This is a genomic window from Phenylobacterium sp. (assembly GCF_031412415.1).
GTDB lineage: Bacteria > Pseudomonadota > Alphaproteobacteria > Caulobacterales > Caulobacteraceae > Phenylobacterium.
Map to the genome: position 1 here is coordinate 1 of NZ_JANOCX010000392.1, position 8353 is coordinate 8353.

Here is an 8353-nt window from a genome sequence, read left to right on the forward strand (position 1 = left end):
CGGCCACGTGTTCAAGGGGCTGGAGCGGATCGAGGGCGAGCCCGCCCACGACATCCCGGCCGAGTGGCTGAAGGCCCTGTCCGAGCGGTTCCTCACCGAGGAGGAGAAGGCCCAGATCGAGGCCATGGGCGGCTTCGACAAGCTGATGGAGGCCCTGGCCGAGCGGATGAAGGAGCAGAAGGAGCGCCACGAGGGCGGCTCCAAGGCCATCGGCACCGGCGGCACCTCGCCGTTCGGCGCCAACGGCTATCACCCCGAGGGCATCCGCATCGGCCAGGACAAGGGCCGCCACGGCAAGGCGATCAAGGTCTGGGACAAGCGTGAGTACAAGAACCTCGACGACTCCGTCGAGCTGGGCACCCGCAACATCAAGGTGGCGCTACGCCGCCTGCGCAAATGGGTCCGCGACGGCGCCGCCGAAGAGCTGGACATGAACGCCACCATCAAGGGCACGGCGGAGAAGGGCTATCTGGACATCAACCTGCGTCCGGAGCGCCGCAACAAGATCAGCGTGCTGATCTTCTTCGACATCGGCGGCTCGATGGATAGCCACATCAAGATCTGCGAGGAACTGTTCTCCGCCGCGCGGACCGAGTTCAAGAACATGGAGTTCTACTACTTCCACAATTGCCTCTATGAGAGCGTGTGGAAGGACAACCGGCGCCGTCACGCCGAGAAGCTCAACACCTGGGACGTGCTCCACAAGTTCTCGCACGACTACAAGGTGATCTTCGTCGGCGACGCCACCATGAGCCCCTACGAGATCACCTATCCCGGCGGCTCGGTGGAGCACTGGAACGAGGAAGCCGGCGCGGTCTGGATGGACCGTGTGGCCAACATCTACGAGAACATGGTCTGGCTGAACCCGACCGCCGAGCGGCACTGGGACTACACCCCATCGATCGAGGTGATGCGCCAATTGGTCGGCGACCGGATGTTCCCGTTGACCATCGAAGGCCTGGACAAGGCCATGCGCACGCTCGCGCGCTGATCTCGGGCGGTTTTTCGCCGACTTCGTTTCAACCGGGCCAATTCCTTGCCGCAGATCGTGCCGAATCCGCCAAGACTCGTCGAGAACGTCACATCGCCCTTTGTGTCGTTCCTGTTAAGGTGGAGCCGCACGTGAAGGAATCGCCCGTGGACGCAGCCCCGGCCAACGATCTCGCCGAGCCCAATGAGGCCGCCACAAAGGCCGCGGTGTTCTGCGCCGCCGAGCGGCTGTTCGCCCTGCACGGCTTCCAGAATGTCTCCGTGCGCGACATCACCGCGGACGCCGGGGTCAACCTCGCCTCGGTGAACTACCACTTCGGGTCGAAGGACGCCCTGCTGTTCGAGATCTTCCGTCGGCGCACGGCGGAGCTGAACCGTGAGCGCGCCCGGATGCTGCACGAGGCCAGCGACCGCCATCAGGGCAAACCGCCCGTCCGCGACATCCTGGAGGCGCTGTTCGCCCCGCCCCTGCGCTGGGCCTCTCCCGAGAACGACCGGCGCATCTCGGTCCAGTTCATTATCCGCTCGCGAAGCGAAGGCACGCTGGAGATGCGCGAGGCGCTCACCAAGGACGTCAGCCACCTGGCGCGTTTCGCCGACTCCCTGATCGCGGCGATGCCCGACGTGCCGCGCGAGACCGTCTATTGGCGGCTGCATTTCTGCCTGGGCATGGTCCACAACAACCGCTTCGCAGAGTTCGACCGCCTGCATGTCCTGTCGGACGGCGCGACGCGCGAGGGCGACACCGAGGGCCTTCTGAAGCGGATGCTCGACTTCGCCGAGGCCGGGTTCCTGGCCTAGGGCGTGGCTGCGCCCTCTCGCCTGGTCGTCACCGCCTGCGCGCTGAAGTTCTTCGACGGCTTCCTACTGATCTATCCCTTCTACGCGGTGATGTTCGTCGACCACGGCCTGACGCCCTGGCAGGTCTCCGTCACGCTCATCGCCTGGTCGACCACGGCCTTTGTCCTGCAGATGCCCGCGGGCCTGCTGGCCGACCGCTTTCCGCGCCGCTGGCTGCTCGCCGGCGCGCAGTTTGCCCGCGCGATCGGGTTCCTGGCGTGGCTGCTGTTCCCGGGTTTCGTAGGCTTCCTGATCGGGCTGATGCTGTGGGGCGTGAAAAGCGCCTTCACCAACGGGGTGTTCGAAGCCCTGGTCTATGACGAGTTGCGCGAGGCTGGCCGCGCCGACGAGTACGCTCGGATCGTGGGACGCGCCCAGGCCTGCCTGTTCGCCGCCATGCTGATCTCCTCGTTCCTGGCCGCCTATGTCGTGACCCATGGTTATGGCCCGCCGATCATCGCCAGCATCGCCGCCTCGATCGCCGCGACCTGGGCGGCGCTGTCGCTGCCGGCCGCGCGGCGCGCCCAGCCCATGGGCCGAGCGGACTATCTGGGGCAGCTGAAGCGCGGCTTCGGCTACGCCGCCGGCCACGTCCTGCTGCCCGGCGTGATCGCCATCCTGGCGGTCAGCCAGGCCTTCGGCGGCGGTTTGGAGGCCTTCTGGGCGGTGTTCGGCCGCGAGGTCGGGCTGCGGACCTCCGACATCGCGCTGGTCGTAGGGCTGGTGGGCGCGAGCCAAGGCGCGGGCGCCGCCCTGGCCTATCGTGCTCGCGCCTGGCCGCTGGCCTTCTTCCTCGGCCTGCTTGCGGCCATCGGCCTGATGCTGGGCGGGGCCGCCCTGGCGTATCAGCCCTGGGCCGTCGTTCTGATCATCGTCCTGGCGGGACTGTTCAAGGTCATAGACGTCAATCTCGACGCGCGGCTGCACGACGCCATTCCGACGGAGATGCGCGCGACCCTGGCGGCCACCCGAAGCTTCGCGGGTCTCACGGCCCTGACCCTGATGCTGCTGGGCTTTGGTCCCCTGGCTCAGGCCACGTCTTATCGCACCGCCTTCCTCGGCGCGGCGGCGGCCTTGATCGCCATCGGGCTGGGCTTCCTGTTCCTGCGCGCCTTCAGGCGGCCAGGGCCCACGCAAGCTTGAGATCCTCGACGAAGGCGGCGTAGGCGCGCGCCTTCTCCGCGGCGTCCGGAACGCGCAGCAGGTAGGAGGGATGATAGGTGACCACGCCCTGGGCCCGATCGCTGAGCGCCAGAGGCTTGCCCCGGTTGGCGGCGATCGGGACGGCCTTGCCGAACACAGCCTGGGCCGCCGTTCCGCCCAGGGCGACGATCACCCGCGGCCTGACGATCCGGCGCTCGCCGTCCAGCCACCATCGGCAGGCCTCCACATGGCGGGTCGTCGGATTCTGGTGGATGCGGCGCTTGCCGCGCAGCTCGTGGCGGAAGTGTTTCACCGCGTTCGTGACATAGGTTTCCGCACGCGGAACGCCCGCCTCGGCCAGCGCCCAGTCCAGCACCTTGCCCGCAGGTCCGATGAAGGGATGGCCGGCGAGGTCTTCCTGGTCGCCGGGCTGCTCACCGACCAGCATCAGCCGCGCCTTGGCCGGACCCTCGCCGGCGACGCCCTGAGTCGCGTCGCGCCACAGATCGCAGCGCCGACAGAAATCCACCCCGGCGGTCACCTCCTCCAAGCTGCTCGGCGCCCCCTCCTCGAACGAACCATCCCGCGACAGGCGCTGGGCCTGACGGACAACCCGGCGGTTCGGCTCCGACGGCGGCTCGGCGACCATGGCGGATGTCCGGGTCTCGGCGGCTGCGATCAGCGCGGGAATGAGGCTCGCCTCGGGCAGGTTTCGCCAGTAGCGCTTGGGCATCTCCTTCTGCATGGCGTCCACCTTCAGGCGCGCCGGGTTGAAGATCGAGGCGTAGTAGGTGCGCCAGTAGTCCTCCAAAGCATCCTCGGTCGGCGCTTCCGCGGGATCGGCGCCAGGCGTGAAGCTGAGGCTCTGGCGGTCCCAATGGGCGCAGGCGTCGGGCGTCAGGATCGACCAGTTCATGTTGGCGTAGCGACGGGCGAAGAACGGCGCGGTCGCCTCGACGACCCGGTGGGCCGGTTCGAACCAGGCGACGTAGGTCTCCTCAGGCCCCTCCGCGACCAGGCGCAGACGGACGAACGCCTTCATCTTGTGCGCCGCGCGGTTGACGTTGCTGGCCATGTCCCGGGCCCTGGCGACATCGGGATCGGAGACGATCCGCAGCAGGTTCGGCTCGGCCTGCAGCCGCCAGAGCAGCCGATATAGCAGGGCGAACCGCTGCTCCGAGCGGTGCAGGATCACCCGCTCGGCCAAGTCCATGAACCCTTTGGGCACCGTGAAGCCGTGCTGGGCGACGCCAGGCGTCGGTGGGGGTTCGCCGAACAGATCGCCCTCCCCGCTCACGGTCCAGACGGCGGCCTCCGGCGCGACGCCGGCATCGCGCAACGTCCGCGCGGCGCTCCGCCATCCGGCGAAGTCGGTCTCCGAGTCGAGGCGCGCCACCCGCATCAGAACAGGCTCGGCTGGACCGGCGGCGTCAGGCTGGCGCGCAGATCGGCATGATCGGTCAGGGCGCCGGGGCGCCAGTCGTCCGTGACGATGAACGGCTTCACCTTGGCTATGCCCCGTGTCAGGCGCTTCACGTCCTCCAGGGTCAGCCGCTTGTAGCGACGCACGCCGATCATCTTGTCGACGCTCTTCACCCCCAGGCCGGGCACCCGCAGCATGCGCTCGCGCTCGGCGCGGTTGAGATCGACGGGGAACTGGCCGCGGTTCTTCAGCGCCCAGGCCAGCTTGGGATCGATGGCCAGGTCGAGGTCCTCGTTATCGGCTGCGATCTCTATCCGGGCGAAGCCGTAGAACCGCATCAGCCAATCAGCCTGGTACAGCCGGTGCTCGCGCATCAGTGGCGGGCGGACCGGCGGCAGCCGCGAGGTGGTGTCGGGGATCGGGCTGTAGGCGGAATAATAGACCCGGCGCAGGCCGTAGGCTCCGTAGAGCCGGTCGCTGCGCCCGAGGATCTCCCCGTCGGTCGCCGCGTCGGCGCCGACGATCATCTGGGTGGATTGGCCAGCCGGCGCATAGGCCGGTGGTTTGGCCGTCGCCTTGCGGTCGGTGGTCTCCTCGATCCCCAGCCGCACCGAGCCCATGGCCTTGCGGATGCCGAGGGCGTCCTTCTCGGGCGCCAGCGCCGCCAGGCTTTCGTCGCGGGGCAGCTCGATATTGATCGAGACCCGGTCGGCATAGAGCGCCGCCTGGTTGACCAGGCCCGGCGAGGCCTCGGGGATCACCTTCAGGTGGATATAACCGCGGAAGTCGTGGTCCAGGCGCAGCGACCGGGCCACCCGCACCATCTCCTCCATGGTGTAGTCGGCGGTGCGGATGATGCCCGAGGAGAGGAACAGGCCTTCGATATAGTTGCGCTTGTAGAAGCCCAGGGTCAGGTCGACGACCTCCTTGACGCTGAACCGGGCGCGGGGCGTGTTCGAGGTCACCCGGTTCACACAGTAAGCGCAGTCGTAGATGCAGAAGTTGGTGAGCAGAATTTTCAACAAGCTGATGCAGCGCCCGTCAGGCGCATAGGCGTGGCAGATCCCCGAGCCTTCGGTCGATCCCACGCCCTTGCCGTTGGACGAATCCCGCTTGGACGTCCCGGAGGAGGCGCATGAGGCGTCGTACTTCGCCGCGTCGGACAGGATGGCGAGCTTCTGCTTCAGATCCAGGGTGGTCATGAGAGCAAGTTATTGTTCTTGCTTTGTTCTGTCCACCCGTCAAATCCACATGGCGGGGGAACCAGCTTGTCCCGCAGCGGTTCCGAGCCTGCCATGACCCGCCTGACTATCCGCCATGAGACCCACTACCGCTACGAGAAGCCCGTGGGGTTCGGCCCGCACCGGCTGCTGGTGCGGCCGCGCGACAGCCACGCGACGCGCATCGTCCGCGCATCGCTCAGCTTCTCTCCCGCCGGCCAGACGCGGTGGCTCTACGACGCGCTGGGCAACTGCGTCTGCATGCTCATGCCCGAGGGCCAGTCCAGGGAGCTTTCGATCATCAGCGAGCTGGTGATCGAACGTTTTCCCGCCTCGCTCTCGGCTCTGCGCATCGAGAATCCGAGGACCGCCATGCCGATCGTCTATGACCGTTGCGATCGCCTGGTGCTGGACCCGTTCATCGATCCGGCGACCGACGATCCCGACGGCGCCTTGCTCGATTGGGTTCGCGATCAGGTCGCCCGGCCCGACGAAACCGCGTTGGACCTCGTACTTCGCCTGAACGCCAGCATCCGCGCGCAGTTCGCCTATACGGAGCGCCCGGAAGGCGACGCTCGCAGCCCGGCCCACACCATCGCCATGGGTTCGGGCGCCTGCCGCGACCTGGCGTGGTTGATGGTCGAGAGCCTGCGCCGGCTGGGCTACGCGGCGCGGTTCGTCACCGGCTATCTCTATTCGCCCGCCCTGTCCGACATCCGCGGCGCCGGCGCGACACATGCCTGGTGCGAGGTGTTCCTGCCCGACCTCGGCTGGACCGAGTTCGACCCCACAAACGGTCTGGCCGAGTCCTCCGCCCTGATCCCTGTCGCGGTGAGCAGGACGCCGGAGGAGGCCTCGCCGATAGGCGGATCGATCCTGGGCGATCCCGGCCTGGCGAGCCTGACCGTGCGGGTTGACGTGCGCCCCGCCGACCCCGTCAAGGCCGCCGCCTAGTCTGTCGCCTAGAGTTGCTTTCGGAGGAAACGCCCATGTCGCTGAAGTTCCAGCAGCAGGATCGGATGGTGAATTTCGAACCGCCGAAATCGGCGGCCACCCCGCAGCACGGTCAGAAGGCCGACAAGCCGGCGGGAAAGACCAAGCCATCGCGGTCGTTCCAGCCGCGACCGGGGCATTGAGGGCAGGCATGTCGCCGTTCGGCAACACCCCCAAGAAGGGGCGGTGGCTCTCAACCTTGGCGCTCTAAGGTTCGGCTCGGGGTCCGATCGCCGCGCGAGCGGTTGAAGCAAGGCCTCGCCGTGGACGTCATCGGAGGCCGCGACTGGGCCGCTGCTTCGGGCGTGGCGTCCCTATGCTTCCCCGCCACAATCACCGACAGACACGCGAGCGAAATCGCGCCAGCATCGCCATGGCCGCGCAAGAGACTCATCGCGAGGCCGGCAGGGAAGCTGGATGGACCTACTCGACCCCTTCGGCCTCGCGACACAGAGGTTCGTCACCCGGCTCAAGTCCGGGGAGCCGCACCAGGTGTTCTCGGGCTTCCTCTATCAGCTGGGCGGCGACCGCTATCTGGTGCTGACCGCCCTGCACTGCCTGCTGCGCCCCAACACCTTCTACTTCAAGAACCGTGGGACCGAGGCGACCTGGAGCGATCTGTACGGTCACGTCCTGACCTGCAAGGCGCTTGGCCTGGAAGTACCGCTCTACGATGGCAGCCGTCCGCTGTTTAGCTGGCACGGGGATCCCGACGACGCCGCCCTGGACGTCGCCGCCGTCCCAGTCCGGCTGAAGGGTGAGCCCCAGGCGATCAACATGCTGGGCCGGTTCGGGGATTATAAGGTCGTGCGCGAGGGTCTTGCGCTCACGACAGGCTCGCCGGGCCTGATCTATGGTTATCCCGGCGGGGCGGGGATCCTACGCGAGGCGCCGATCGCCCGGGGATTCACCCTGGCCAGCGACTATCGCATCAGCCCGTTCAGCTTCCACGTGGATGGGATCGGCGGCGCGGGCTGTTCCGGCGGGCCGGTGGCGCTGCGCGAGCAGGTCGGCGACAGCACCTTGCTCCAATGGATCGGGCTCTATGTCGCCACCCATGAGGCCGAGCGCCTGGGGCGCTGCATCCCACTGGAGCGGGTGATGGAGGTCGTCGCCGATCTCGACGACGACCTCGCCTCATACTGACGCCTAGGCCAACGCCGTGCCGGTGAAGGTCGAGGTCTCGGGGCGGGGGGTGCCGCCAACCTTGTAGTCCGCCATGAGTTGCGCCTTCTCGGCGGCCATTCGCTCGCCCAGGTCGTCCATGTCCAGGCCGGCCTTTCGCGCCTGGCTGAACATGCCCTCGACCCGCATTTCCTCTTCCTTGACGTGGTGCTCGATCATCTCGGACAGCACCTTGACCTTGGCGTCGTAGAACTCGTCGTCGGGGCCACCGGCCTCGATCTCGGCGATCAGGACCTTGGCGCCGTCATGCTCGACATAGGCTTCCTTCAGCAGGTCCTCGTCGATCGCGCCCTCGCAGGCCGGATAGAAGATGTCTTCCTCGATCTTAGTGTGGATCGTCAGCTCCATGCAGATCTGCTCGGCCAGGGCCTTCTTCTTGCCGTCGCCCTTGGCGGCTTCGAACTTGGCGAACAGGTCTTCGACCTTGCGGTGGTCGGCTTTCAGCAGCGCGACGGCGTCCATGGTTTTGTCGTTCGGCATGTCCCAGTCTCCTTGAATTGGCAGGGCATGCGAACGTGGCCGGCGTCGTGATGTTCCGCCGGCAACGCTTACTTCAGCA

The 8353-nt window shown here is 67.2% G+C and carries 9 protein-coding genes; 6 read left to right on the forward strand and 3 right to left on the reverse strand.

Features of this window, described 5'->3' with window-relative positions; translation table 11 throughout:
* From RMO04_RS18470 to RMO04_RS18480, 3 genes are all read left to right on the forward strand, one after another.
* Positions 1 to 991: VWA domain-containing protein (locus RMO04_RS18470; protein ID WP_309646235.1), on the forward strand; the 991-nt coding region annotated here is incomplete at its 5' end.
* Between the two features lie 131 nt (positions 992 to 1122).
* Positions 1123 to 1791, forward strand: coding sequence for a TetR/AcrR family transcriptional regulator (locus RMO04_RS18475; protein WP_309646236.1), 669 nt, complete (start codon positions 1123 to 1125; stop codon positions 1789 to 1791).
* A 3-nt stretch (positions 1792 to 1794) separates the two neighbouring features.
* Positions 1795 to 2973 (forward strand): MFS transporter, encoded by a 1179-nt coding sequence (locus tag RMO04_RS18480; protein ID WP_309646237.1) that lies wholly within the window; start codon positions 1795 to 1797, stop codon positions 2971 to 2973.
* Here the strand turns inward: RMO04_RS18480 and RMO04_RS18485 are convergent.
* Both RMO04_RS18485 and RMO04_RS18490 read right to left on the reverse strand, forming a co-directional pair.
* Complete coding sequence (locus RMO04_RS18485) at positions 2945 to 4375, reverse strand: UdgX family uracil-DNA binding protein (protein WP_309646238.1); 1431 nt, start codon at positions 4373 to 4375, stop codon at positions 2945 to 2947. The genes RMO04_RS18480 and RMO04_RS18485 overlap by 29 nt on opposite strands.
* Positions 4375 to 5598 (reverse strand): putative DNA modification/repair radical SAM protein, encoded by a 1224-nt coding sequence (locus tag RMO04_RS18490; protein WP_309646239.1) that lies wholly within the window; start codon positions 5596 to 5598, stop codon positions 4375 to 4377. The genes RMO04_RS18485 and RMO04_RS18490 overlap by 1 nt, the downstream gene beginning before the upstream one ends.
* A 93-nt stretch (positions 5599 to 5691) precedes the next feature.
* Between RMO04_RS18490 and RMO04_RS18495 the strand changes: the two genes are divergently transcribed.
* From RMO04_RS18495 to RMO04_RS18505, 3 genes are all read left to right on the forward strand, one after another.
* Positions 5692 to 6570, forward strand: coding sequence for a transglutaminase family protein (locus RMO04_RS18495; protein WP_309646240.1), 879 nt, complete (start codon positions 5692 to 5694; stop codon positions 6568 to 6570).
* 35 nt (positions 6571 to 6605) lie between these two features.
* Positions 6606 to 6752 carry a hypothetical protein gene (locus RMO04_RS18500; RefSeq protein ID WP_309646241.1) on the forward strand — a complete coding sequence of 49 codons (147 nt, stop codon included), beginning with the start codon at positions 6606 to 6608 and terminating at the stop codon, positions 6750 to 6752.
* Positions 6753 to 7026: 274 nt separating this feature from the next.
* A complete protein-coding gene (locus RMO04_RS18505; RefSeq protein ID WP_309646242.1) occupies positions 7027 to 7755 on the forward strand; it encodes a hypothetical protein in 729 nt (242 codons plus the stop codon).
* 3 nt (positions 7756 to 7758) lie between these two features.
* On the opposite strand, the gene RMO04_RS18510 is transcribed toward RMO04_RS18505, so the two are convergent.
* Positions 7759 to 8274: a hemerythrin domain-containing protein gene (locus tag RMO04_RS18510; RefSeq protein WP_309646243.1), complete on the reverse strand. Its 516-nt coding sequence runs from the start codon at positions 8272 to 8274 to the stop codon at positions 7759 to 7761.
* Positions 8275 to 8353: the final 79 nt, after the last annotated feature.

Coding starts and splice junctions, on each gene's coding strand:
- RMO04_RS18485 (WP_309646238.1), bottom strand. CDS start 4,375: ATGCGGGTGGCGCGCCTCGACTCGGAGACCGACTTCGCCGGATGGCGG.
- RMO04_RS18490 (WP_309646239.1), bottom strand. CDS start 5,598: ATGACCACCCTGGATCTGAAGCAGAAGCTCGCCATCCTGTCCGACGCG.
- RMO04_RS18495 (WP_309646240.1), top strand. CDS start 5,692: ATGACCCGCCTGACTATCCGCCATGAGACCCACTACCGCTACGAGAAG.
- RMO04_RS18500 (WP_309646241.1), top strand. CDS start 6,606: ATGTCGCTGAAGTTCCAGCAGCAGGATCGGATGGTGAATTTCGAACCG.
- RMO04_RS18505 (WP_309646242.1), top strand. CDS start 7,027: ATGGACCTACTCGACCCCTTCGGCCTCGCGACACAGAGGTTCGTCACC.
- RMO04_RS18510 (WP_309646243.1), bottom strand. CDS start 8,274: ATGCCGAACGACAAAACCATGGACGCCGTCGCGCTGCTGAAAGCCGAC.